Consider the following 24,560-nt stretch of genomic DNA (forward strand, 5'->3'; position numbering starts at 1 on the left):
TTTGTTTTTAAGCATTGCCATTTTAGATAGTTTTGTCCTAGTCCTCAGTGGTGTGCTTACAATCTCCATTTTAGGACTGGGATTTGTTGTGTACAACCAATTCATCCATCCGATCTTCATGAGACAAGAATCGGATCGATTTATCCCTGTCCAAACAGGTGATAAATATGATTTAGTAGTGGATGAACTTTCCAGATTTGCAAGTTTCCATGTTGGTTGTAAAACAGGCCAATTGGCAACACGATGTAATGCCATCACAGAAGATCATTTGATTTTCCAATTCAAAAAAAGTAGAGATAGCGAAGATTATACGATAACTGTTTTAAAAAACGGACCAAGTTTTTATAAACCACCAAGAATGGAACATTATGGAAAAATGGAATCCAAAGAGTCCTTCGATTCTTATGAGATCATTGGTCACCCAGCTGAATTTAGAATCTCTGATAAAATTACAAAAGATAGAATGGTAAACTATATCGAAATTTCACTTACATCTTCCTTTTATTTCAATCGATCAGGAAAAGAAAGGATGAAGTTCACCTTTGAAGTTGGTAAAATCCAACCAGGGATCAACCGAAAAGTTCGGTTTCGAGGGGATGTTTATGGCTTCGGGAAAGAAGAAGGAGCGGAGGAAGAATAAATTACACAAAATAAATTCATCTAACCATTCATTGGTTAGAAAACATCTTTATTTCATTTTGATTCGTACACCTACCCCATCAGGTTTTACCCTACGGAATTGATATGTGATGCCTGATTCCTTCATGATCTTTGATACTTTTGATTCCAATTCGTGTAACTTTGATTTTAATGCCTTTCGTTCTAAGAAAATAAGTAAACTCGGACCAGAACCGGACAAACAATAACCAATCCCTTCTTGTTTTAAAGTATCAGCTAAAGGAAAAAGAGGCGATGAGTTTGGAATTCGATAGGGAGTATGCATCTTGTCTTCCAATCCAACAAGTAGGTCACCAAACTTACGTTTATCCAAAAAATGCATCCATGCACCAATTCGTGAAAGGTTAAATATGACATCTGAAGTCACATATGATTTGGGAAGAGTTTTTCTTGATTCTTCTGTAGAAACAGAATACTCAGGTGTTAGGACAAATATGGAAACTGATGATGGGAACTTTTTTCGAAAATAACGCAATGTCTCACCAAACGTAGAGTATGCAAAAACGAATCCACCAAGGTAAGCAGGAAGTGTATTGTCAGGATGTCCTTCAAATTCAGCTAAGTATTGAGTAAACTCTTGTTCTCTTGGCAAAGACTCGGGACTTAACCTTTTGTGGACTTCTTTTGCCAAACAGAGTCCAGCCACAATCGCTGATGCACTTGAACCAAGCCCACCCTTTAATGGCAAAGCCAATGTCATTTTACAATGATAAGGTGGTGGTGAGATATTCTTTGTGAATTTCGAAAAATAAGACAAATAAGAAGACAAAACCAAATCTTCTTTTTTGGAGAACGGTAAGGTTTTTCCATTTTTTAATTCTGTTTTGGTTTCTGTAATTTCTTTTGAAAATTGGAATTCGAATTCGTTATGAATGTCAAGGGCAAGGCCCATGAGGTCAAACCCAGGACCTAAATTGGCAGAAGTTCCTGGCACTTTGATGTGAATCTTTGGAAGGCGAACCATCGTTTCGCCCAGGCTCTAGGATTCGGTTCGGAAATCAACCGAACTTTCGGGATTCAAATTGTTCCACGGCATTGAGTCCACCAAGCACCACAGCAGGAATCCCTTGGCCCGGATACACTGTGTCACCCGTCAGTAAAACTGTTGGATCTTCTGATCGATTGGATACCATTCGAAAAGGATTCAAAAAATAAAAGGAAGGGATTCCTCCGACACGTCCCCATTTGCGCCCCGTCCAAGTTTGCCATGTAACAGGTGTTGCAGAATGGTAAAACAAGATATTCTGCAGTTTGAACCAATCAAAGTTTTTTTCCAAAGTAGATAGAATCTGGGATTCGATTTCTTTTTTCCGAATCTGGTAATTTTTGTCACGTTTCCAATTCTCAGGATTTTCTAAATGAGTCGAAACCGATAAAATCCGAATCCCATCTTTGGATCGTAGTGTATCATCTGGGTGTGAAAGGGATACAAACACCGATCGCCCTCCACCGTGAGGGAGAGATACGTCCATATGGATTTGGTGGTGTAGGCATTCCTTTTGCAGAGAATGTTTTAGTGAACCAACTTGGATGGCGATTCCCATAGTAAAGGCACCCCATATCCCTTTTTCCATTTGTTTGGATTTCTTTTCCAATTTTGGTAAACTTTCCGAGATTGTGACCAGGTTCCAAATCGGAAGGTTTGATACTAGGATGGGTGCAGAAAAAACAGAACGTTCTCTATTTTTTGTTTTCACTTCCCAAATTGTTTTAGGGTTAGATGGAAAGAAGGTGTGAGCACCTAACTTCTCGTTGTTGTTGATTCCTGGATGATCCTCCCAAACTTTTTTTGTTAAATGGATCACTTCTTGTTTGGGAAGGAATTCTCCTCCTAATTCACGAAGTCGTTTGATGAGTGTTTGGGATAATTCCAACATCCCGCCATTCACGATATAATTTTGTAAATTCGGATACGTGAGTCCAGCAGCTGCAATGGAAAAAGGTGCATTTTTTGAAACGGATTGGTTTGTGATGAGAAGTTGTTCATCCAAAAATTGGTTCCACTCTTCATTTCTGTGTAACCAAAATAGACGTTGTACAAATCGTACGGATACCAGTGAAAACAGTAAAACAATCAGATCAAATGGGTGAAACTTTTTTAAACTGAGTAAAACCTCGCGTAGATTTTGAAAGGGAAACCATTTGTATCTTGCTGACAAACTCCAAAGTTGATCAGACAGGAAAAAACACAATTTCCAAAACAAAACCATTCGAAATCCACCACCAAATACTCGTTTGGCTTCATTCATCCATAGAGTCCTATCTTTATACCTTTCAATGGTTTTTCCACGAAAGTGAACTACCATTGACCTTTCTATGGGTAGGATTGGGAATTGGATTCCAAGTTCCTTTGTGAGTCGATCCATCGGAAGACCTGGTTCAAAACCAACAAGAGTTGTGGCTCCAGATTCAAATAAAAATCCATTTTTCCAAAAACTTGAAGCAGAACCACCTGGAGAGATACTTTTTTCGAGCACAAGAACTCGTTTGCCTTTGTTTGCAAACGATAAGGCAGCAGTGAGCCCACCAAGCCCAGAGCCAAGGACAATCACATCCCATTCTTTTTCCATGTAAGTAGTAGACTGGCATAAAAATCGAATGGGAAAAAAGTTTTAGTTTAGATGATTTGTCCTATCACTCCGACCAAAGTTTTTTGAGATCACTTGCAATGTTCTTTTGCATAGCTTCGTTCGTTCCACCACCTATACTAAGAAGGATTGCATCCCTGTGGAGCCTCTCAACAGGGTATTCTCGGCAATATCCATAACCACCTAATACCTGTATGGCGTTTCTTGAAACACGTTCTGCCATTTGTGTGGCAACGAGTTTTGCAGACGCAGCGCCAAGAGAATTACGAACATCTGGTCCAAGCTCACTTGCGACTTGGTAAACAAGGGCTCTCGCTGCTTGGTAATCTGCATAAGACTCTGCAACCAACCTTTGGATTTGTCCAAACTCCATGAGTTTTTTTCCAAAAGCTTCTCTATGTCGGACCGTATAATCACACATGATGTCCACACAACGACGAGCAATCCCAAGCGATTGTGCCGCAAGTGTTACCCTTTCGATTTCCAAATTACGCATCATATGAGTGATGGCACCGTTTTCATCCCCAAGCAAATTTTCTTCTGGGACTTCCATATCTTCAAAAACAAGTTGGGTTGTGGGAGAAGAACGCATTCCCATTTTTTCTTCTTTTTTTCCGACCGAGAAACCTTTGTAAGACGACTCGATCACAAATGAAGTCATTTTTTTTGCATTTTTATCTAACTTTGTATAAAGAACAAAAACCTGGCCCACGGAACCGTTTGTGATGTATTGTTTGACACCGTTGATGATGTAACGATCTCCCTTTTTGACAGCATGAGTTGCCATGCCGAGAACATCTGTTCCCGCACCTGGTTCGGTCATACCCATTCCTCCGATCCATTCTCCAGTGATGACTTTACTGAGGTAACGGCTACGTTGCGAAGCATTAGAGCTATAAAAGAAATTGTTCACAAAAAGAACTTCATGAGCCAAATAAGAAAGAGTAAAACCTGGATCAAAACGACTCATCTCTTCGTGGATGATAACAGAGGCAAGAGGATCAAGTCCATGACCACCCTCTTCTTCCGGTACTGTGATTCCAAAAATTCCGAGTTCGGAACCAAGTCGTTTGAATAACATCTCATTAAACGATTCCGTTTCATCATTCTCTTTCGCTTGTTCGTCTAGTTCTCGTTCTGCAAAAGATGCAACGGATTGTCGTAGGGCTAAATGGTCTTCTGTTGGATTGAATAAATCATAAGAAGATTTTTTGGTCGTAAGAATGCTCATAGAGAAGATTTTTCCGTACTTTTCCTGAAACTGTAAACGAAAAAATCAGAGTCAATTGTCTACATTTGTTGCATTTTATTCCAAAAACGAACATCGAATTTTCGAAATATGACAAATCAAAATGACAATGTTCGTAAATCACCTAACGTATATTATCATATGTATCTTTCCTGACACATCTTTTTATGATTGGTTACAATTGTTACGAGAAAAAGAAGATCCACTATTATAGATTAGGATTACTACTTACGGAAATTCCCTAAAAATAAAAATGAGATTCAAAACATAGGAATGAATTTACAATTTAAGGAAGATGATACATCATCGCCTAAACATTCATAAAGTTAAACTAGTCGAATGGTTGTAGTTTCCTATGAGCACAAATGATACAAATATAGTACCTAGAGACAAGCTCGCAAAATTTGAGTTAACCGAAGAATCATTAAATAGTTTTCGGAAAAACCAAAACATCCCACTCGATTTATACAATAAAGACGGACAAATTTTAATTCATAAAAAAAGAAATCCAACGGAAGCAGACTTTGGTAAACTCTTAAAGTTTGAAATGCAAGGAGTTTACTTTTTAATTTCCGAATTAAAAAAATCAAAACCTAATCATTCCGATAAACCTTACTTGGAACCAGGTCGTACTACAAAATTATTCGACATAGAAAAAACCGCTCGTTTCGCCAAACAATCGCAGGCGTTAATTGAAGATTTACGCAAAACATCCTTTTCCTCTGACCAAGCAGTGTTTGTACAAAACTCTGTGAATGAACTTCTCACCGATTTTACTAGTAATCCTGATTTTGAATTGGGAATATTTAATATCTTAGAAATCCTAAGTGTAGCTGGTGTTTCCGTTGAGTCAGAGCTTATGACAAAACGGACAGTTGTCGCCATGGGAATGAAGGTTCGTACACGTAAAATTGTGAACGAAGGGAAAGAAGAATCCAATAAAAAAGACCACTTAAGCCTTATGATGGCTAGTTATTTGATGGATGTTGGGTATTCTAGGCTTGAAGTCAAACAAACTCCAAAACTCACAAAAGAAGAATACGCTGTTGTGCAACAACACCCTATCATTAGTTATTTAATGACCCTTCCTGCTCCTGAAGTTGAATCCCATGTTCGAACTCTGATTTTAAATCACCACAGACCTTACCGAGGTAATGGGGTGAACAATAACTTCCCAGACCCAAGATCACTTTTCACCAAACTCATGTCAGTTCGTGATAAATACAACAAAGAAGTGGGAAAAGAAAGGATCACTCAAGATATCGAATTACAATTACACTTACAAGAAAATAATGTGACAACTTCTAGTTTTGAAGAAGACATTGCGATTTTATCACTCGCAAGTGAATACGCATCCCTAACTTCCAACCAACCTTGGAGACCTGCTTTTAAATCTTCTACTGCACTCAAAATGATTCTAAACGATTCGTTTTTTTCTTATAGCAACAAAAACATTCGCCACCTCCTTGATTATGTTGGAAGTTCCCTCACCAATAACGAAAACATCATTAACTTTGGTGACTTTGTGATCACTGCTTCTGTCGATTCAGAAAAACGTGCTCACTTTGACATTTGCCTTGTTTTGGATGTAGGCCGATACCAAACAAGACCTAAACTCCAAAGGATTTGTAGCATTAATCCTGTGTTCCAAAAAGGGATCAAATTTAAAATTGCAGACTTTGATTTAAAGAGCATCAAAATTGATCGTAGAAAAGCAATTATGGATTTAGCCCTACAAGCTGGCACAACACGTGTGATTTATATCATTGATCCAGAACTCAATCCCGCCTTACACGATGCCGTTTATAAATTAAATTTGAATACCTAATTCATACGTTTTGATAAGCATATAGATTGATTTTTTGTTCCCTACCAGGAAGTAATACACCTTCATTTTTCTTCCATTCAGAAGGTTTTCCAATTTCATCCCAAACTACTTCCGAAATGAGAAGTGGAGAACCTATCTCTTTACACGCCGATTCAATCCTTGATGCCGTATTGACAGTATCACCAATGACTGTATATTCCATTCTTTCTTCTGAGCCAATGCTCCCACAAAACACTTCACCAGAATGAATTCCAATTCCAATTTTTATCTCTACTTGGCCTTGGGATTTTCTTTCCGCATTCCAAATTTTTAATTCATTTAACATTGCATATGCGGCATTCACGGCATTCTTAACATCTTCCCCAGGGATTTCTGAAGGAAGCGGAGTTCCAAAGGTAACCATGACTGCATCTCCAATGAATTTATCTAAACTACCTTTGTTTTGGAAAATGACACGAACCATTCTGCGACGAAATTCTGTTAAAAATACAGATAATTCTTCGGGATCCAGAAGTTCGGAAAACTGAGTAAACCCTCGAATGTCACTAAATAGAACCGTTACCTTTTGGCGTTTTCCTTTGCCAATAACCTCTGGGTCGGAAACAATTTCCGAAACCAAATCAGGAGAGAAGTATCGCGAGAGAGTTGTTTTTTGTGTTTCGGATGCAGCAAATTTTAACAACATCCTGAGACTACGAAAAATTCCATAGGATATCGCAAAAGCTAAAATCAAAAAAATCACAGGTTTGGAAACAAGGGCATCTAATAGGATGATTTCATCACCTAACACATAATTGGTCCAATCCAAACTAATTTGTGCATCAGGATCAAGGATTGCGATAGTGATAAAAGAATAATAACTAATGAGAAAACAAACAAAACTAAAAACAACTAGAGAAAATCGGTATTGGAACAAACACAATGACAAAGGTAACAAATAAAAAATCACAAGAGGGGTTTTCACCAAAAAATTTGGATTCCCATCTCCCTTGATCCAATACCAGTTTAAAATGGTCATTGTAATCAAAACATTGTCTACAAGTAAACTTATGTAGTCATATTTCGTTTTCCATTTGCTATCCTTTTTTTTCAGAATATGCAAATGTACAAATGTATTCATAAAATAGAAACTGATGGCAATGAAGTTGACCAAATAACCCCATATCGTATCTATATTACTTAGGTTGGCAAACGCACTAGCAATGAGGGCAAATCCAATGACATACCGAAATCGAACTGCAAACAATGCTCCCATCTCTTCTTCTTCTAAAAGTAATTCCGACATATACTTGGGGAATTGGTCACGGATACAATATACAGAATAAATGGCGTTTCGAATGGACCTGAACATTGGCATACATTTCAGACTGTGAAAGTTTTTGTGGCAAGGGAATTTTCTTTTTGCCTTTGGATTCCTTCTGGGAATAGATGAACTATGTTCCGAAACAAAAACAACAATCGGGCATCTAACGTTTCACTCGCTTTTTCTGATTTATCTTTTGATATTGTGGTTTCCGTTTTTGCGAATTTAATTTTTTTCACAGCGTATTTCCAAACCGAACTTCACCTTACCTTACTCTTGTTTTATCTGATTTCTGTTTGGGCCTTGTATTTGGCAGACCACCTATGGGATGCTAAAAAAGAAATCGCCCCACTCTCTCTTCGTTCCCAGTTTTATTTACGGCACCAATCTAAAATCCGAGTGGCAATTGGGTTTTCATTTTTGGTAGCACTCCTACTCGGTTTGGTTTGGGAATGGAAATTCCTTTACCAGAACTATCCCTACCTCATTTGTTTTCTTTTGGCCCTAGTTCTTGTTGTGAAACAACTCTCTCCCATTCCTAAGGAAATTTTGGTTTCCGTATTTTATACCTGGGGAATCCTCCTTCCGTTTTCGAATGCCAAAGGACTACCTCCAATCGTTGTACTTTTTTTCCTCCATGTGCTCTCCAATGTTTTATTGACTTACCAAATCGACAGAGAGAGAGACAAACTCCAAAATACAAATACTCTCAACCTTTGGCTTTCTCCAAACCTAGCAAAAGGTTTTGCAATTTTGGTTTTCCTCTTTGGGTTTAGTTTTCTTTGTTTTTGTTTTTATACCCAAACCATTCCTTTTGTTTTCGTTTTAGGAATGGGGCTTTCCTACGTGTGGCTTGGGGTTACATGGTATTTGATCCCAAAACCCTCCTCCCAAAAGTTATTTTCCGAACTTTCCTATGTTCCGATGTTTTTACCTGCGATCATTTTTTTCTTCTCTGGACTCCGCTAAAAAATAAGGTTGGGTTTATGTTATTTCTCTTTTTGCATCTTTTCCTCTTTTTTCTCCTGAGCTCACTTTACTGGTTCCGATTTCGCTCCCAGGTGGAGGGTCCCAAGGGAAACCTTCTCATTGAAATCCAAAACGCCGGTAAACACTGGAAAGAAACTCCCCACCTAGTACTCGTACTCGCTTTTATCCTTTTCCTCCTCCTTCCCCTGGTCATTGGTTTTCAATTTTACCTCCGGTCGGATGCGAATGTCCTTGTTGTCATCGTTTGGATCATTTGGGCTTATAATTGGAGCAAATACAGTTTCTTCCGAGAATAAATTACTTCCCTTATGACTTCCCTCTCGTTTTCTGGTCTAAGGTAATCCACGAAAACGGGGTTAAGGAATGAAAATTGTTGTTCTAGTAAAGCAGGTTCCGGATACGGAAACCAATATCAAGGTCGGTGACAAATCGATCAACGAAGCTGGCGTAAAATGGATCATCTCTCCTTATGATGAATTTGCAATCGAAGAGGGAATCAGAATTCGTGAAAAAAGCGGTGGAGAAGTCATCGCAGTGTCCCTCGGCCCGGACCGTGTCGTAGAAGCACTTCGCACTGCCTACGCTATGGGTGTGGACAGAGCCGTTCATGTAAAAGTGGATGACTATGTAACTTTTGACTCTACATACACTTCCGAACTTCTTGCCAATTTCATCAAAGCAGAAAATGCAGATGTAGTGATTGGTGGTCGTCAATCCATCGATACTGACAGCTCACAAGTTGTCGTACAAATTGCAGAGAGATTGAATGTCCCTCACGTAGCAATGGCTCTCAAACTCGAGTTTGATGGTAAAAAAGTAACTGCAACTCGCGAAATCGAAGGTGGAACTGAAGTGGTTGAAACTTCTGCTCCTCTTGCTGTGACTGCGCAAAAAGGTTTGAACGAACCAAGATACCCAAGTTTAAAAGGAATCATGTCTGCGAAGAAAAAACCAGTCGATGTGAAAAAACCAGAAGAACTCGGTGCAACTGGTTCCAAACTCGAAGTTGTTTCTCTTGAACCACCTCCTCCACGTATCGCTGGTCGAAAACTGGAAGCAGCAGATGCACAAGGTTTTGCATCTCAACTTGTAAAAGCTCTTCGCGAAGAAGCGAAGGTCATCTAAGGAGACGAACATGGCTGATGTTTTAGTAGTTGGTGAATTAAAAAACGGCGAACTTAAAAAAATCTCAAAAGAACTTACCTCGGCAGCTCGCAAAATTGCGGATGCAATCGGTGGTAAAGTTCACACTCTCATCATCACTGACAACGTTGACGCGTTTGCAGGTGATTTAAAAGCAGTTGGTGCTGACGCTGTGATCGGTGCAAACCTCGGTGAATTTTCACCAGAAGGTTATGCAAACGGTATTTTTGCCGTGATCCAAGAGAAAAAACCAGCAGTGGTTCTTATGCCACACTCTGCTCAAGGAAAAGAATACTCTGCAAGAGTAGCGATCAAAGCAAATGCAGGAATCGTTGCGGATGCAGTGGGTCTTTCTGTTGACGGTGGTAAAGTAGTAGCAAAAAAACCAATTTATTCTGGTAAAGCGTATGCGAACTTCAAAGTGTCTTCTGACATTCAAATGTTCACTGTGCGTGCGAACTCACAAGAAGTAACTCCAAAAGAAGGAGCAGGTGCGGTTGAAAAATCTGGCGCTTCTGCTGGTGAAGTGAGAACAAAATCACTTTCCAAAGACCTTTCTGGTGGAAACAAAGTGCAGTTAGCTGATGCTTCTATCATCGTATCTGGCGGACGTGGAATCAAAGGACCAGAAAACTGGCCAATCATCCAAGACTTAGCAGACACACTCGGTGCAGCACTTGGTGCTTCCCGTGCCACAGTGGATGCAGGATGGATTTCTCACTCACACCAAGTAGGACAAACAGGAAAAACTGTCTCCCCTAACTGTTACATCGCTTGCGGAATTTCCGGAGCCATCCAACACTTAGCGGGTATGGGATCTTCTAAATACATCGTTGCGATCAATAAAGACGGAGATGCTCCGATCTTCAAAGTAGCAACTTACGGTGTTGTCGCTGATTTGTTTGAAGTAGTGCCTGCACTTACTTCTGAATTCAAAAAAGTATTGGGTTAATTCCCAATACGAACCATCTAACTTTGAGAAATTTCCTTCTCAAAATCCAGATTGTTCTCCTTTTCTCTGTCCAATGGGGTTCCCTTTGGGCAGAGGATGGACGAGATCGTCTCAATGCCGTCATCGGCAGAATGAACTCCCTTGAAAGTTTTCGTGCCTCTGTCACTGTGAATGGTGGCCTGACTGGCGTCGTTTCTTACAAAAGCCCAAACCAACTCCATGTTCGGTTCAGCGATGGAAGGATCATCTCTTCCAATGGCAGGATTTTATGGTTCTATAATCCTGATTCCTCAATTGCAGGGAAACAAGACCTGAAAGGTGTTTCCGGTGGACTTGGCGGATTATTATCTGGTTACGAAAACGTGACTGTTAGCGGTAGAACATTTCGTCTCACTTCTACTACCAAACGTTATAATGAAATCATTTTAGTCGTCTCTGATAACGACCTCCCCCGTGTTCTCAAAATGAAACGTTCCGACGAAGAAATCACAGAAATTGCTTTTTCAGGCATTGCTACCAATATTGGTCTCGGAACTGGACTCTTTAACTTCCAACCTCCCACAAGCTCACAGATTGTTGAGAACCCTCTCAACCAAAAGGAGTAATTGTGACACCAGTTTCTCGTACCGAAGCGCATCGTGTTTTTGCAGATTTGTATCGCAAAACAAGGACACCTGAGCACCAACAACTCATTGATGAAGCGATTTTAAAATCGAACGATGTCTTCATACGGATTGATCTGATCCGGAAAGTGGACGAAGACTACGAAAATAAAAACAAACCCAAAAAAGAAGACAGCCGTGACCGTGGTTTACCAGAGAGAGAACAACCAAAAAGAGAAGTGATTTCTCGCACCTCTACTCCCGATCCAAAACCAAAACGATCCAGTGACTTAGTCACGGTAGACAGTGCCAAACAAAAACAGAATCCCGCAAGAAAAAAGGCCACCGAACAGAAACAAGGTGGAGGACTTCTTGCAGGACTTTTTGGCGGAGGGAACAATGCAAACAGTTCCATCGGTAAATTTGCCAAAGAAACGGGAACTATAGATATCGGTTTATTTGGAAGAAATCCAGCCATCTCCAACAATGTGGAAAAAATTTTTCGTGGACTCAAAGAAGATGTCCTCATTCCAACCATCCAAGCCCTTCGTGTTTCAGAACAACAAGGTTGGAGGATTTGGACACCACTCGTTTACAATATCATCAATAATTTTAATAAGTTTTTCAATGCCTTTGCATCGCTTGATGCACTCATCTTGGATAAAATTTCTGCAGAGATTTTTTTGGAACGTTCCCTTAAAATGCAGATGTTTTATGTACGTTTTTTACAAAGAGATGATGCAAAAGATATCATATTGTCCAACCTACCAGACATCGTAAAGATGGATGAAAAACTCACACCCAAACTAAACAAAATCATGGAAGGTGTGAACTATGCGATCAATTTAGAAAACAACAAACCGAAGTTATCTGATGCGATTACAGCCTTTTATATTGTAGCAAAGAAAAAAATGTTTACATGGCCAGAAATTGTAACCGATTTACGAGTTCCGCCCATCCAAGAACATAAATTCCAAGCAGCACGTGAGATCCAAAAAGAAGTAGAAATCACTGTAGCCAAAATTTCCGACGATATCAACACAAGAACCTTCAAAAAAGAAGAATTACAAAACCTTAGATCCAGATATTTTTCAATTGATGACAAAGGAAAAATCAGTTTTGATTTTTTGAACCATGTTGTAGATGATTTTATGGCTCACCATATGCCGGAATCGGCAAAAAGCCAAACTGTCAAAAACAGTTACAAATCTCAACCACATCGACTCGTTTATTTATTATTACGTGACTTACAAACGGTTTATATCAACCTCATCGAAGGTTATGTTCGGTTAGGTGATAAAAACCAAAACCAAGAACTTCTCATCATCCAACCTGGTCTTTTTAGAAACGAAATTGACCAACTGAATACACTCGTTCGAACCATTGATAATTTTAATAAAAAATTCCCAAGTTTCCAATATAGTTTCCAACAATATGGAATGGATTTTAGCACAGGGAATGCTGCCAGTGATCAAATTGCAGGACCAATTGTGCAAGCCCTTCAAGATGCTTCTGAATTTTTTGGAAGTTTTGCCGGTAAACTTAATATCATCGTGGAAAACCACCTGATGGCAAAAGCAACTGAAGCAAAAGGGAAAACTAACGACAAAATCATTTCCACAAAAGACAAAGTCATCGAAGAAGTTAAAATTGCGCAAAGGTTTATTCCTCACTATGACAAAGCAGTTGTTGCAAAAGAGAGAATCAATGGAATGAAAGTGGAAGATGTTTTCATTCAATTCACAAAATATTTATATAATTATGCTGTTATCTTTAAAGATCCAACAACTACATCCAAACTAACAGCTCACAGAAAAATCGAACAAGAACTGATCAAACTCAATAAAGAATACGAACGACTTACCTACTCTACCTTTCACAAAGATAGTGGGAATCCAGAACCAACGTCAGGTGATGCGAATAGTTCCGAATCAAATGAGACTAACGAAACAACAGGGGAAGAGGAAGATACTTGAGAGTTCTCACAGGATTACAACCGTCAGGAAAATTACATTTAGGAAACTACTTCTCAGCGATCAAAAAAATCTTAGATTACCAATCAAAAGAAGAATTATTTTTATTTATCGCAAACCTACATGCATTAACTACCTTTCGTTCCAAAGAAGAGCTGAAAGACTACACCTTAGGTTGCGCAATCGACTTACTTGCGCTAGGTGTTGACCCCAATAAAACTGTTTTTTGGGTTCAAAGTGATGTTCCCGAAGTCACTGAACTCACTTGGTATTTATCACAATCAATCACTGTTTCCCAATTACAACTTGCCCATTCCTTTAAAGACAAAGTAGCCAAAGGATTTGTTCCAGGTGCTGGTCTTTTTACTTATCCAATCCTTATGGCAAGTGACATCTTACTGTTTTCAGCAGAAAAAGTTCCCGTTGGAAAAGACCAAAAACAACATTTAGAATTTGCTCGGGACATTGCAGAAAAATTCAACAACCAATTTGGATCTGTATTAACACTTCCTGAACCTGACATTGATGAAAACACAGCAACAGTGCCTGGTGTAGATGGTGCAAAGATGTCCAAATCGTATAACAATACGATTGATTTCTTTGGTACAGAAAAAGAGATCAAAAAGAAAGTGATGTCGATTGTAAGTGACTCCAAAGCAATCGAAGAACCAAAAGATCCAGACGAGTCTATCATTTACCAAATTCATTCTTTATTCTTAACAAATTCAGAAAAAGAAACTCAAAAACAAAAGTACAAACAAGGTGGATTTGGATACGGGGATTTAAAAAAAGACCTCCTTGAATCCATTCTGAATCATTTTGCACCTTTCCGATCCAAACGAGAAGAACTCTCAAAAAATTTAGATTATGTTCATTCAGTATTAAAAACTGGGAAACAAAAAGCAAAGGAAGTTGCAGAACAAAAATTAAGCGAAGTGCGAAACACTCTCGGCATTTATCCTTTCTAAATTTAAAAGAGACCAAGTGTTTCATTTTTGAACCTCTCTCCATGTGAGAGTAAACACAAAACTACTTCCTAATTCTAACTTTGGATGGTTTTGTTTTGGAATTTGTGTTACAGCCACAACAATCAAAATCGGAAACAAAATCCCTGGAATTTATGCCACTCTCTTTCTCTTCCAACTTCTTTTCTTTTGCCTAATCATAATCCTTCCACCAAAGCTCACAAAATATTTCCATCATCGAATCCCGTGGGCAATTCTTGCATCATTTCTATTTTTGTTATTTGCCGATACCAACCAAACACTCTCTCAAAAGTTACCAAAACATTATTTTCGTGATTTTTTAAAACAGGAACTAAGCAGGTCACCTCTTTCTCCCTTTGAATCACGAATTGTTATGGGTCTTGTGACAGGTTCCACAAAAGAAATCCCAAAAGACTTTAAAGAACTAGCAAAGGAATCGGGCATCTTACACCTATTTGCTGCCTCTGGACTCCATTTAGGTATTTTTATTGGATCCATTCAATTTTTCGGAAACTTAATTTTTTCGAAACACCGCTGGCTCTCCATCCTACTCTCACTTGGATTTGGATTTATGTATTTATATGTATTAAACTTTCCTGTTTCCTTTGTCAGAGCTTACCTCTTTGCTTTTTTAACCTTGATTTCCTCCTTATTTTACCGCAAAATTGCAGTTAGTGATCTACTCATCATATCATCTGCAACCATTGCCTTGTTTTGTTATTCGGATTTTTTAAGTATCGGTTTTTTACTCTCTTTTAGTGCCGTTTTTGGGATCTTTTATCTCAAACCGAGTTTGGACCAAATGTTTTTTAAGAGTAACAAATCCTTTTTAAAGGAAAATTTAACACTAACTACCGTTTGTTCCTTATGTACCTTTCCGGTTCTTGTGTATTTTTTTCACTCTTACTCATTTGGTGGGATTTGGATCAATTATTGTTTGGTTCCACTTGCTGGCATCTTACTTCCTAGTTTGTATCTAACACTCCTTCTCCAAAGTTTTTTACCCAGTTCTCTCTCGTTACTCCTTTCCGATTGGATTTGGATACCGGCAAGTTACTTACTTTCTCTTTTTTTAAAACTCTTTCAATCCTTATCAAATTTCGAAAGAGCCTACAAGGAATGGAAAATTGAGACTACCCCTTTATTCGTGTTTTCACTCTTTCTCATTTTGATCCTTTGGGCACTACATCGTTACAACCTAAACCATAACAAAATCACCAATCGATTGATCCTGAGTGTACTCTTTCTATTTTTTCCATTTAGTTTTTGGCAAGAGGATACAAGCTCTCTACCAATTCTCACCCAATCGGGAAAAGGTTATTTTACGATTACTCTCGAGAACAAAATGTATCTCTATGGAATTTGTCCTCCTCATAAACGAATCGCGCTTCCAAAATCAAACCATCCAATCAAACAAATCTTATTCGAATCCGAATCCTGTTTACAAACGGTTTTAAGACTGCAAAAAAAAGAGAAAATTAAAGATGTGATTTTTTTCGAAACACAGGTTTCCCCTTTCATTCGGCAATTTGAAAATCAAGGGTTCAAAATCCAATCTTCACTCCGATTGGGAAACGATCTCACAAAGGATGTAACTTTATTTCGATTTGATGGCAATCCGAAGGAAGTGAACTCTTTATTACGTGCCTTAAAAGGATCAGAAACATTCAATTCCTTACAAAAATGGAAGGGAATCCTAGTTCTCGATTTCCCTCCTTGGAAAAAAAAGGAAGCAAAAGAATGGATCACCTACCAAAAACTACTTGGGATTTCTAACGCATGGAAAATCATCATCGTTGAGGATCAATTTGAAATCTCCTTATTCCACTATCTCACAAATCCAAACCTTCTTTGAACACAAAGGAATCAGGGCACAAAAAAAATTTGGTCAAAATTTCCTAATTGATCAAAACATTGTGGAATATATTGTAAATACCGCAAAACCTTTGTTCACTGACGATGATGTTTCATTGGCAGAAATTGGAATTGGACTTGGAACCTTAACCTATCCAATATTGAGTTTAGGTAAACCTACCGATTTATTTGAAATTGATTTTGCTTACATCCAATTGGCAAAAGATGAAATTTTACCAAATTTCCCCAATGCAAATTTATTCGCAGGTGATGCTTTAGAAAATTTACACCATATTTTTCCGAAAAAAGTTTTTGTATTTGGAAACTTACCATACCACCTCACAACAGAAATCATCAACACCCTGATCATCCATTGCCGAAACTTCCAAGGTGGCATTTTTATGGTGCAAAAGGAGTTTGCAGAACGACTTGTAAAAGAAACTTCTTCCCTCTCAGTATTTTTGTCTGCTTTCTGCGAAGTGAAATACGTAAAGACTGTACATAAAAATTGTTTTTTTCCCATTCCCAAAATCCATTCCGCACTGATTTTACTCTCTCCCAAAAAAGAAAAGGGCAAACATCACTGGTCTCCTCGATCTGAAGCAGAAGTGGAAATTTGGTCTCGGATGTTACGAACTGTTTTTTGGGGCAAACGAAAACAAATCCAAGTGAGTTTACGGGAATCTCCTTTTTCAGAGGATCCCATTTTCCGAGAAGCATTGGGTGAGGCATTGGTCCGTTCGGAAATCCCTCCGACCAAACGTCCCGAAGAATTGAACCGTGAACAATTTCTGAATCTTGGTCAACATTTACTTGACATTTTGTCAAAATGATGTCAAATATAGTCCGCTATGTTTGAGAATTTCACACCCCCTCCCATTGTAACGTATGCCATCCCCGTTTTTTTCCTTTTGATTGGCATTGAAGTGTACATCGGTTACCGCAGGAACAAAGACCTGTACCGGTTGAATGATTCGATTGCCGATTTGAGTACGGGAATCATCTCCCAAATTTGGGGCCTTTTCCAAAAAGGTGTGGGTTTATACGCCTATTTTTATATCTATGAACACTTTCGATTTTTTGAATTTGCCATGACAAACCCTTGGGCATGGGTTCTCTGTATCGTTGGTCAAGATTTTTGCTATTATTGGTCACACCGTTTAGCACATGAAGTGAACTTTCTTTGGGCAGGGCATGTCATCCACCACCATAGCGAAGAATACAACCTTGTGGTTGCCCTTAGGCAAACAGGTCTTGGTGGCCTTGTCACTTGGGTATTTTATATACCACTTGCTCTCATTGGGTTCCATCCATGGATGTATCTTGCCAGTGGACAAATCAATCTCATCTACCAATTTTGGGTGCACACAAAAGCAGTTGGTAAAATTGGAAAGATTGGTGAGTACATACTTTCGACACCTTCTCACCACCGAGTACACCATGCGATTAACCCCATCTACATCGACAAAAACCACGGTGGGATTTTTATCCTCTTTGATCGAATGTTTGGGACCTTCCAAGAAGAAACAGAACCTTGTGTGTATGGAACTGTAAAACCACTTCGTAGTTTTAACCCTGTGTATGCAAACTTCCACTACTACTGGGAACTTCTGAAACAAGCTTTTGCTGCTGAATACTTTATGGATAAAATCCGCGTCTTTTTAAAACCACCAGGTTGGTACCCAAGACAAGGAAACCAACCTGCAGGATTTTTACCCATCCCAGAAGTAAGCCCAAATTCGTTCCAAAAGTATGACCCAAAACCAGCTACAGAAGTGAAAACCTATACCACTACATGGTTTGTTTTGGTATTACTCCTCTCGTTTGCGTTTTTACTCTTTGTTCCAAAGTTCAGTTTTGTCTCCCAAGTCCTTGTGACCATTTGGGTGACACTTTCTCTCGTTGCCATCAATGCACTGATTGAAAACAAAACTTGGGCGGGAGCTTTGGAGATCACAAGATTACTGTTTGGATTCTTAGTCTTAGGATACTTCGATGTCAACTGGGCTTATTATGCCATTGGCATTGTTTGTTTGGTGATCGCTGGGATATATCTCTACCGCACTGGCCAACAAAAAACACAAGCAGCCTCCTAATCGGAACCAAAAGGAAAGGATCGAAAACCAATCGCTCCTTTCCCTTCTCTTTTTCCCCTTCCCCGAAACCATCTCACCATAATGAACGACGTTAATATTTAAATTTCCCTCGAGAAAAGGAAATGACAGAGAGAGGAACCACTTTCTTATGTCACATAAAAGCCATGATTGACGCAAGTTTCCGACCTCTTCGCCTTGACCCGGTGGGTGGCCGTGAGAATTTGGCATTGCACCATAGTTTTTGAGGCGAAATGAGATGAAGCGAAACCGCAGTTACTATATCATACTGGTCCTAATCCTCTTTGTCGTGACCTACTCGGCCTATGCGGCATACCAAAAGCAAAAAAATGGTCCTGTTTTTTTGGACAACCATGTGTTCCAACGGTATAACGACCAATGGGGTCTCTGGGTGGATCTGAATGCAGAGAAAAAATCCTTACTGGAAAAAGCATCCGAGTTTGGTGTCCTTGCCCAAGAGGTAATGGAAATCAACCACCTGACGGAAACCGAACTCAAACGTTTGAAACGCTCCATTTTTTTCCCATACTCCGCTGAATACATGCGGAACCTCCAAGAAAAAGAACTCTTTCGTGAAACCATCGATTCTCCCATTGACCAATTCATTTGGCCCGTTTTACCCAATAACAAATCTCGAATTTCTTCACGCATTGGAAGGCGTTGGAACACTTGGCATACTGGCCTTGACATCGCCATTCCGAAAAACTCGATTGTCCTTGCGGCAGCAGATGGAGTTGTCGAAGAAGCAGGGAGAGGTGGGGACTACGGCCTTGCCGTTAAAATTTACCACCACGACATGAACCATTTCCATACTGTGTATGGACATAACCAAGAGTTACTCGTTAAACCTGGTGACATTGTGAAAAAAGGGCAAATCATCGCATTTTCTGGAAACACAGGTAAGTCAACTGGACCTCATGTCCATTTCGAAGTTCGGTTTCATAATGTGTATTTGAATCCTGAAAACTTTCTCACACCATTTGAAGAAGGTGTTGCCACAAACCTTGTCGGATTTGCAGACTAAGTATTTGTGACAAACCTTACAAAGCATAGTTGGACAGATGAAATTTATAACCGTCTGACAACACTGATCCCTAAAAAAACAGGCATTGCTTGTTTTGATTTTGATAATACTCTTATCCGTAATGATTTTGGCGAAAAAATTATGGACCAAATCATCAGGGAAAATCTTACATTTTTGCCGACTGATCTCTCCCCGTATTTTCGTGATAAAAAACTTTGGAAAGACCACACCAAACTCAGTTTAGCTGAAAAAGAACATTTGATATGGGAAGAATATGCTTTTCAGCTAAAAGAATTTGGAGTTGAAAGAGGGTATCGTTGGACTTGTTTTTTATTCCAAGGTCTATCCAAAGAGGATTATTATGAAATCTCAAGACGTGCTTGGAAACGAGTGAACTTACCGGAAGATGAGTCTGGAGTTTTTCCACAAGTGGAGATGAAAGATTTAATCCAGTTCTTATACCACCACAATTGGCAAGTGTACATTGTAACTGCCTCTCCTGAACCTGGCATTGCTGCCATCGCCCACCATTTTCCCGTTTTAGAAAGTAATGTGATTGGCATGAGACAAACGTTAAACGCACAAGAAAAATATACTCACGAACTGATTGAACCATATACATATGGCGAAGGGAAAGTCAAAGCAATCGAAGAAAGGATAGGTCATTATCCTGATTTGGTCTTTGGTGATTCATTTAATGACTATCCGATGTTAACCAAAGCTAAAGAATTTGGAGTAGCCATTGATAAAGGTGATCCAGAATTTGTTAAGGCCTGCAGTGCAAAAGGTATTCTCATCCAACCGTATTTTACTTACCAAACTTTAACCAAATGAATCGATTGTATTTAGTATCCAATTCCATTGGAAACGATTTAGACCTCCCACCACGCACCAAACAATTGCTAGAGGAAGCAGATTGGATTTTAGGGGAAGAACAAAGGACCACGTCTACCCTATTGAAAAAACTAGGAATCTCAAAACCTTTTGACCTTCTCAATGAACATACTTCGAGAAATGAGATGGATGAGATAGGAATGAAACTTGCGATGACAAAACGTACTTGTCTCATTTCTGATTCTGGTAGTCCAGGCCTCGAAGACCCAGGTAAGTGGCTTGTCCCACTCGCATGGGAGATGGGAGTGGAAGTGAGATCAGCCCCGGGACCGACAGCTCTTGTTTCAGCACTTACAAGTTCTGGTTTTGCGACCTCACCTTTTTTATTCCTTGGATTTTTACCAAGAGAGGAAAAGGAAAGGGAAAAAACCTTAAAACAATACTTAGGACTCGGGATCACACTTGCATTTTACGAAACCCCTTATCGTGCCAAACATTGTCTGGAAACTCTCGCCAAAATCCTTCCGAATGATCGTATGATCTTTTTGGCACTGGGAATTTCGTTCGCACACGAAACTTCCTTCCGTGGGACAGCCAAGGAAGTCCAAAAAAAATTCCCCCAAGGGATGAAACTCCCACCCGTATTTGTCATCGAAGAGAAAAAAGAAAGGCACAAACGATAGTTTCTTGACAGTACCTCTGTTATATTGGACGCTTGGACAATGGTCAGTAAAGTAGAACAAACAAGTGACGGATTAGATCCTTTAATTTCAGAGTCGGGCGACTATATAACAGACGTTGTCAAAGAAAACCTGAAACTCATCCGTCACACCAAAGGATTTTCTTTGGACAAACTCGCCAATCGATGTGGTGTGAGCCGTGCGATGTTGTCTCAAATTGAACAAGGGAAATCTGTGCCGACCATTTCCGTTTTATGGAAAATTGCAAACGGGCTCAATGTTCCTTTTTCCGAACTCCTCAAAGAAAAAAATCAGGACGGCATCCATATCTTAAAGGCCGAAAACTCCAAGGTTTTGTATTCCAACTCGAAGGTGTTTGCAAGCCGTGCCTTGTTTCCATTCCTAGGAAACCGCAAAACGGAATTTTATGAACTCATTTTAAAACCCGGTGGACATGAAGTTGCCGAACCACACAAAACAGGAACCACAGAAAACCTTGTTGTTGTCTCTGGGAAACTTCGTTTGCGTGTGGGAGAAAAGGTAGTCGAACTGGAACCAAAAGACTCTGTATTTTTTAAAGCGGATGTCTCTCATGAGTATTCCAATCCAACTGACCAAGAAACTCTTATGTACTTGGTGATGGATTACACGGATGAGATAGGTTAAGTTTGGAATACAGAGAATTAAAAGTCAATTTACCAAAAGAATTATCAGATCCATTTTATGAACTTCTAGATTCTTTACAATGTGCTGGTTATTATGAAATTCTTTTTGATGGTGAAGCTCCAAAAGAAAAAGACCAGGGCCTCATTCGAGACAATACAAACATTCGTATTTATCTACAAACTGATGAAGTAGAAAAAGAATTAAAAATTCTAATTTTTCTAAAACTTCATGCACCTAACAATTCTAATTCAGAATCTCGTATCATCGAAACAAGGGATTACGAAGAAGCTTACAAAGAATATTACAAACCTTTTCCGATTGGAAACAAACTTTGGGTGATTCCTACTTGGGAAAAACATGAACCAAATACAATCGCATTATGGAAACCGACTGGAGGGATTCCACTTTTTATCAACCCAGGAGTTGCTTTTGGAACAGGTCACCATGAAACAACAAAACTGATTTTAGAACATTTGGATTCATTACATGCAGAAGGAAAGTTTGTATTCCAATCCGCATGTGATGTAGGAACAGGATCTGGAATTTTATCCATAGGTCTTGCTAAGTTTGGAGTTTCTAAAATTTTTGCTTTGGACATAGACCCGAATGCTGTCAAAGCAGCTTGGTCTAACTGGACTGAAAATGAATACCCAAAAGGATTTCAATTTAGTGTAGAAGAATCGGGGATCGACAATCCCAAACTCTCCAATGAAAAGTATGATCTAGCAATTGCCAATATTACTTTTGCAGTTCTCTCACAAAACATCCGTCATTTGGCAAAAATCAATGCACCTAGAATCATTTTTTCAGGAATCATCACCGAGAAAAAAGATGAATTTTTAAGTTTATTACAAAGTCATTTGCCGGGAAAACTCCTTTATTCCAAAGAATGGAACGAATGGTGGGTTCTTGACTGGCAAAAAAATTAAATACGATTGAGAAATTTGATCAAACTGACCTGATTCCCTTTTTCATTGTATTCAATTCTGTCAAAAACAGATTTTGTCATAAGGATCCCTCTTCCATGTTGGACATGTGCCTCGTTCATTGCATCCAATGATTTTTCCATATGTTTTTTATGGTCAAACCCTCGTCCTTCATCTGTGATCCGATACGCCACATACTCACTACTAAAGGAGTATTCTATTTTTACTTTTTTGTGCCGATACCTTGGATCCTCTTGTCGTTTTTGTAAAAACTCTAAATAATTTCCTTCCATCAGCGCTTTCGATTTTTCATCAAAACTGATATTTAAATTTCCATGTTCGACTGCATTAATTATGATTTCTCGAACAGACGATCGAACTTCCGTTTGTTCAATATTTGTGAGGTATTTTGCTAATTGCGAAGTTATTTTTTGTGAAACAAGTTCTGCATTTCGTAGATAATTATTCATCGAAAGTTCGATTTTTTCAGAATCAATGAGTTGGATAATGGTATCTTCAAATTCAGGAGACAAGGTCATTAACACTTCTCTCGTTTCTTCAAAATCTATATATTGGATACGACAAACCATTTCTTTTGGTTCTTTTACATACTTCTGCGATAACTCAGTTCGAAAGTTAATTGCGGATCCAGTCATCTTTAAGTCTGTGAGTTTGTCATTTACATACATGACATTGTAATCCGATTTTTGATCTCTTCCTGTATAAAGAATTTCTGTTATTTTTTTATTTCTCAAATCATCCAGTCGATACCCTAGGTGTTTTGATAACGATCGATTCGCATTGATGATTTCGAAATCTTCGTTCATCATTAAAATCACTTCATCAGAACCTTGGAAAATTTCTCTAAAACGTTTTTCCGACTCTTCAATTTTTATCTTTGCATGTGACAAATCTCTTAAATTTTCCCTTAAACTTCTAGTTAAAAAATTGATTCTGTCTGCTAAGCCAAGTGATAATAATATTGTTTGTAAAGCTGTTCCAATCTGAATCGTCCATCTTGTTATATGATTGTCAGATAAAAATCCTAAACTCTTTAAAGAATACAACAGAACACCTAACAAAAAGAACAACCAAGAGATTAAATAATACCTAGCAGTTCGAACGTTTGCTAAAAATGTATAAGTTCCACTATATACAAGTAACAGTGCAGTGGGAACAGTTAGCAGTATCGATGTGACCATCGCAACTCGATAATGCAAAAAAAATGTTACAAAAGAAAACAATACTAGGATCCCTACCCAAACCCACATCAATTTGGAAACTTTTGGGAGGTGTTTCTTCAAACTTAAATAATTATAAGTAAAGATGATTCCCGTGATACAGGACAAACAGATAAAAAATGGCAAGGAATAATTTGCCCAGAAGACCCAATTGGGCCAAATGTATTGAAAGGCAAATCCATTGTTTACTAAGTGAAAGAAAAATATTGAGCTTATGAAAAAAAGATATAATAAATAACTCTTTTCATACGTGAATATATAGATGAAAAAATTGTAAGCAATCATCACAAACAAAATTCCATAAAAAATTCCAAAGATCATTTGTTCTTTGTTTATCTTTTCATTAAACTCTCGTTCGGTCCATAGTTCCAATGCCAACGGAATAGTTGATTCGGATTTGATTTTGAGATAATAGACAGCCTTTGCATTTGGAAGTGTTTCAAAGGGAAAAACTGGATTTCTATATTCCACATTTCGTTCGGCAAAAGGAGATGAATCACCGAGTTTCCGGATCGCATTTTTGGGAACTGGGTCACCCAAAATTTGGATTTCATCTATCAGTGGAAAATCAAATAACAAATTCCATCTCACTGTTTGCGAATTAGGATTGGAGATATCCAATTTAACCCAAAACACCGATTGAGAAAAACCTAAATTAGGTGAGGAGAGTTGTTTGAATTCTCCGTCTTTTTCACCAGACACAATCGTCGTTTCTGATATGGATTGGGTAGGATCTTCCAAAACCAAAACTTGGTTCCAGATTGCCACTCCGCTCATTTCGGTAGCCAAATCAATTTTAGGTGTCGCACTTAAGAAATTTGCAGGAAGGATGAGAAGGATCGCAAAAAAGTAGGACAGAATCGGAATTGTAAAAATTGTTTTTGTATTTCGCATAAAAAAGCCAAAGCCAATAGATTCTATTTTTGTAA

22 protein-coding genes are annotated in these 24,560 nt (G+C 38.7%); 17 read left to right on the plus strand and 5 right to left on the minus strand.

Annotated elements, in window-relative coordinates:
* The first annotated feature begins 1 nt into the window (after position 1).
* Entirely contained in the window at positions 2–640 is a 639-nt protein-coding gene (locus CH354_RS17155; RefSeq protein ID WP_100727613.1) for a hypothetical protein, read from the plus strand.
* Positions 641–688: 48 nt separating this feature from the next.
* Here CH354_RS17155 and thrB read toward each other — a convergent pair whose 3' ends face one another.
* From thrB to CH354_RS17170, 3 genes are all read right to left on the minus strand, one after another.
* Positions 689–1,642 (minus strand): homoserine kinase, encoded by a 954-nt coding sequence (gene thrB / locus CH354_RS17160; RefSeq protein WP_100727614.1) that lies wholly within the window; start codon positions 1,640–1,642, stop codon positions 689–691.
* Positions 1,643–1,676: 34 nt separating this feature from the next.
* Positions 1,677–3,248, minus strand: a complete 1,572-nt coding sequence (locus CH354_RS17165; protein ID WP_100728866.1) for a phytoene desaturase family protein — start codon at positions 3,246–3,248, stop codon at positions 1,677–1,679.
* A 64-nt stretch (positions 3,249–3,312) separates the two neighbouring features.
* Positions 3,313–4,497, minus strand: a complete 1,185-nt coding sequence (locus tag CH354_RS17170) for an acyl-CoA dehydrogenase family protein (RefSeq protein WP_100727616.1) — start codon at positions 4,495–4,497, stop codon at positions 3,313–3,315.
* A 373-nt stretch (positions 4,498–4,870) separates the two neighbouring features.
* On the opposite strand from CH354_RS17170, the gene CH354_RS17175 reads away from it, so the two are divergent.
* Positions 4,871–6,343, plus strand: coding sequence for an HD domain-containing phosphohydrolase (locus tag CH354_RS17175; protein ID WP_100727617.1), 1,473 nt, complete (start codon positions 4,871–4,873; stop codon positions 6,341–6,343).
* A 1-nt stretch (position 6,344) separates the two neighbouring features.
* Here CH354_RS17175 and CH354_RS17180 read toward each other — a convergent pair whose 3' ends face one another.
* Positions 6,345–7,694 (minus strand): adenylate/guanylate cyclase domain-containing protein, encoded by a 1,350-nt coding sequence (locus CH354_RS17180; RefSeq protein ID WP_207762713.1) that lies wholly within the window; start codon positions 7,692–7,694, stop codon positions 6,345–6,347.
* Between the two features lie 84 nt (positions 7,695–7,778).
* Here CH354_RS17180 and CH354_RS17185 point away from each other — a divergent pair, with 84 nt between their 5' ends.
* The 15 genes from CH354_RS17185 (at position 7,779) to CH354_RS17255 (ending at position 22,393) form a co-directional block, all read left to right on the plus strand.
* The gene (locus CH354_RS17185) at positions 7,779–8,615 is read left to right on the plus strand and encodes a UbiA prenyltransferase family protein (protein ID WP_100727619.1); all 837 of its coding nucleotides are present in this window, start codon (positions 7,779–7,781) and stop codon (positions 8,613–8,615) included.
* Positions 8,616–8,632: 17 nt separating this feature from the next.
* Positions 8,633–8,932: an LIC10362 family protein gene (locus CH354_RS18560; protein ID WP_100727620.1), complete on the plus strand. Its 300-nt coding sequence runs from the start codon at positions 8,633–8,635 to the stop codon at positions 8,930–8,932.
* 67 nt (positions 8,933–8,999) lie between these two features.
* On the plus strand, positions 9,000–9,761 hold the full coding sequence (locus CH354_RS17195) for an electron transfer flavoprotein subunit beta/FixA family protein (RefSeq protein ID WP_100727621.1): 762 nt from the start codon (positions 9,000–9,002) through the stop codon (positions 9,759–9,761).
* 10 nt (positions 9,762–9,771) lie between these two features.
* The gene (locus tag CH354_RS17200; protein WP_100727622.1) at positions 9,772–10,731 is read left to right on the plus strand and encodes an electron transfer flavoprotein subunit alpha/FixB family protein; all 960 of its coding nucleotides are present in this window, start codon (positions 9,772–9,774) and stop codon (positions 10,729–10,731) included.
* A gap of 23 nt (positions 10,732–10,754) precedes the next feature.
* Complete coding sequence (locus CH354_RS17205; RefSeq protein WP_100727623.1) at positions 10,755–11,336, plus strand: LolA family protein; 582 nt, start codon at positions 10,755–10,757, stop codon at positions 11,334–11,336.
* A 2-nt stretch (positions 11,337–11,338) separates the two neighbouring features.
* Positions 11,339–13,309 carry a hypothetical protein gene (locus tag CH354_RS17210; RefSeq protein ID WP_100727624.1) on the plus strand — a complete coding sequence of 657 codons (1,971 nt, stop codon included), beginning with the start codon at positions 11,339–11,341 and terminating at the stop codon, positions 13,307–13,309.
* Positions 13,306–14,274 carry a tryptophan--tRNA ligase gene (gene trpS, locus CH354_RS17215; RefSeq protein ID WP_100727625.1) on the plus strand — a complete coding sequence of 323 codons (969 nt, stop codon included), beginning with the start codon at positions 13,306–13,308 and terminating at the stop codon, positions 14,272–14,274. Before CH354_RS17210 ends, trpS begins: the two co-directional genes overlap by 4 nt.
* Positions 14,275–14,317: 43 nt before the next feature.
* Complete coding sequence (locus tag CH354_RS17220; RefSeq protein ID WP_100727626.1) at positions 14,318–16,147, plus strand: ComEC/Rec2 family competence protein; 1,830 nt, start codon at positions 14,318–14,320, stop codon at positions 16,145–16,147.
* Positions 16,101–16,979, plus strand: a complete 879-nt coding sequence (rsmA, locus tag CH354_RS17225) for a 16S rRNA (adenine(1518)-N(6)/adenine(1519)-N(6))-dimethyltransferase RsmA (RefSeq protein ID WP_100727627.1) — start codon at positions 16,101–16,103, stop codon at positions 16,977–16,979. The genes CH354_RS17220 and rsmA overlap by 47 nt, the downstream gene beginning before the upstream one ends.
* A gap of 18 nt (positions 16,980–16,997) precedes the next feature.
* Positions 16,998–18,242, plus strand: coding sequence for a sterol desaturase family protein (locus CH354_RS17230; protein WP_100727628.1), 1,245 nt, complete (start codon positions 16,998–17,000; stop codon positions 18,240–18,242).
* Positions 18,243–18,498: 256 nt separating this feature from the next.
* On the plus strand, positions 18,499–19,284 hold the full coding sequence (locus tag CH354_RS17235; protein WP_100727629.1) for a M23 family metallopeptidase: 786 nt from the start codon (positions 18,499–18,501) through the stop codon (positions 19,282–19,284).
* Positions 19,285–19,290: 6 nt separating this feature from the next.
* The gene (locus tag CH354_RS17240) at positions 19,291–20,118 is read left to right on the plus strand and encodes an HAD family hydrolase (protein ID WP_100727630.1); all 828 of its coding nucleotides are present in this window, start codon (positions 19,291–19,293) and stop codon (positions 20,116–20,118) included.
* Positions 20,115–20,801 carry a 16S rRNA (cytidine(1402)-2'-O)-methyltransferase gene (gene rsmI / locus CH354_RS17245; RefSeq protein WP_100727631.1) on the plus strand — a complete coding sequence of 229 codons (687 nt, stop codon included), beginning with the start codon at positions 20,115–20,117 and terminating at the stop codon, positions 20,799–20,801. Before CH354_RS17240 ends, rsmI begins: the two co-directional genes overlap by 4 nt.
* Positions 20,802–20,840: 39 nt before the next feature.
* Complete coding sequence (locus CH354_RS17250; RefSeq protein ID WP_100727632.1) at positions 20,841–21,464, plus strand: helix-turn-helix domain-containing protein; 624 nt, start codon at positions 20,841–20,843, stop codon at positions 21,462–21,464.
* Between the two features lie 2 nt (positions 21,465–21,466).
* Positions 21,467–22,393, plus strand: coding sequence for a 50S ribosomal protein L11 methyltransferase (locus CH354_RS17255; protein WP_100727633.1), 927 nt, complete (start codon positions 21,467–21,469; stop codon positions 22,391–22,393).
* Here CH354_RS17255 and CH354_RS17260 read toward each other — a convergent pair.
* Positions 22,390–24,525 carry a 7TM diverse intracellular signaling domain-containing protein gene (locus CH354_RS17260; protein ID WP_100727675.1) on the minus strand — a complete coding sequence of 712 codons (2,136 nt, stop codon included), beginning with the start codon at positions 24,523–24,525 and terminating at the stop codon, positions 22,390–22,392. The two genes, CH354_RS17255 and CH354_RS17260, sit on opposite strands and share 4 nt — an antisense overlap.
* Positions 24,526–24,560: the final 35 nt, after the last annotated feature.

The sequence above is a fragment of the Leptospira levettii genome (assembly GCF_002812085.1).
GTDB classification, from domain to species: Bacteria; Spirochaetota; Leptospiria; order Leptospirales; family Leptospiraceae; genus Leptospira_A; species Leptospira_A levettii.

What these genes read in the sequence shown, in the direction of transcription:
- thrB (WP_100727614.1), bottom strand. Translation starts at nt 1,642, where the DNA reads ATGGTTCGCCTTCCAAAGATTCACATCAAAGTGCCAGGAACTTCTGCC.
- CH354_RS17165 (WP_100728866.1), bottom strand. Translation starts at nt 3,248, where the DNA reads ATGGAAAAAGAATGGGATGTGATTGTCCTTGGCTCTGGGCTTGGTGGG.
- CH354_RS17170 (WP_100727616.1), bottom strand. Translation starts at nt 4,497, where the DNA reads ATGAGCATTCTTACGACCAAAAAATCTTCTTATGATTTATTCAATCCA.
- CH354_RS17175 (WP_100727617.1), top strand. Translation starts at nt 4,871, where the DNA reads ATGAGCACAAATGATACAAATATAGTACCTAGAGACAAGCTCGCAAAA.
- CH354_RS17180 (WP_207762713.1), bottom strand. Translation starts at nt 7,694, where the DNA reads ATGTTCAGGTCCATTCGAAACGCCATTTATTCTGTATATTGTATCCGT.
- CH354_RS17185 (WP_100727619.1), top strand. Translation starts at nt 7,779, where the DNA reads ATGTTCCGAAACAAAAACAACAATCGGGCATCTAACGTTTCACTCGCT.
- CH354_RS18560 (WP_100727620.1), top strand. Translation starts at nt 8,633, where the DNA reads ATGTTATTTCTCTTTTTGCATCTTTTCCTCTTTTTTCTCCTGAGCTCA.
- CH354_RS17195 (WP_100727621.1), top strand. Translation starts at nt 9,000, where the DNA reads ATGAAAATTGTTGTTCTAGTAAAGCAGGTTCCGGATACGGAAACCAAT.
- CH354_RS17200 (WP_100727622.1), top strand. Translation starts at nt 9,772, where the DNA reads ATGGCTGATGTTTTAGTAGTTGGTGAATTAAAAAACGGCGAACTTAAA.
- CH354_RS17230 (WP_100727628.1), top strand. Translation starts at nt 16,998, where the DNA reads ATGTTTGAGAATTTCACACCCCCTCCCATTGTAACGTATGCCATCCCC.
- CH354_RS17235 (WP_100727629.1), top strand. Translation starts at nt 18,499, where the DNA reads ATGAAGCGAAACCGCAGTTACTATATCATACTGGTCCTAATCCTCTTT.
- rsmI (WP_100727631.1), top strand. Translation starts at nt 20,115, where the DNA reads ATGAATCGATTGTATTTAGTATCCAATTCCATTGGAAACGATTTAGAC.
- CH354_RS17250 (WP_100727632.1), top strand. Translation starts at nt 20,841, where the DNA reads ATGGTCAGTAAAGTAGAACAAACAAGTGACGGATTAGATCCTTTAATT.
- CH354_RS17260 (WP_100727675.1), bottom strand. Translation starts at nt 24,525, where the DNA reads ATGCGAAATACAAAAACAATTTTTACAATTCCGATTCTGTCCTACTTT.